The organism is Streptomyces sp. XY431 (genome assembly GCF_001279805.1).
Taxonomy (GTDB): Bacteria; Actinomycetota; Actinomycetes; order Streptomycetales; family Streptomycetaceae; genus Kitasatospora; species Kitasatospora purpeofusca.
In genome coordinates this window covers 1-791 of the sequence record NZ_LGDO01000292.1, presented here as the reverse complement: position 1 = coordinate 791, position 791 = coordinate 1, and the positions used below count along the sequence as shown (strand labels likewise).

The 791-nt window shown below is 75.0% G+C and carries 1 protein-coding gene; it reads right to left on the bottom strand.

What is annotated here, in order from left to right:
- Positions 1 to 791 (bottom strand): N-acetylglucosamine-6-phosphate deacetylase (locus ADK60_RS24060; protein ID WP_045939546.1); only part of this gene is annotated, 791 nt, incomplete at both ends.

The following is a 791-nucleotide window of genomic DNA, read 5'->3' as shown; positions in this document are numbered from 1 at the left end:
ACGCCGTCCTTGACCTCGACCTGGAGCGGGCCGAGGGGGTAGAGGCCGTCGCCCATGCCGGCGGCGCCCATGGCGTCGGTGATGAGGGCGACCCGGGAGGCGCCGGCGGTGCCGTAGGCGAGGTCGAGCACGGAGGGGTGGAGGTGGACGCCGTCGTTGATGAGTTCGACGGTGACCCGCTCGTCCTCCAGCAGGGCCACGATCGGGCCGGGGGCGCGGTGGGCGATGCCGGGCATGGCGTTGAACAGGTGGGTGGCGACGGTGGCGCCGGCGCCGATCGCCTCCAGGGTCCTGGTGTAGTCGGAGTCGGTGTGGCCGACGGCGGCGATGACGCCGAGGTCGGCGAGCATCCGGACCGAGTCGAGGCCGCCGGGCAGTTCGGGGGCGAGGGTGACCATTCTCGCGTGGCCGCGGGCGGCGTCGACGAGCTTGCGGACCAGGGCCGGGTCGGGGTCGCGCAGCAGGTCGGGGCGGTGGGCGCCGCAGCGGTTGCGGGAGATGAAGGGGCCCTCGAAGTGGACGCCGGCCAGGACGCCGTCCTCGGCGAGTTCGGACAGGACGGCGGCCTGGCGGGCCAGGTCGTCGATCTCGCCGGTGACGGTGGAGGCGACCGTGGTGGTGGTGCCGTGCTCGAGGTGGGTGCGGGCGGCGCGCAGGGCCTCCTCGGCGATGCCGGAGGCGTAGGAGGCGCCGCCGCCGCCGTGGACGTGCAGGTCGACGAAGCCGGGCACGACGGTGTACCCGGTCAGGTCGAGGTCGCCGGGCGTGGCGGTACCGCCGAGGCCGGCGAT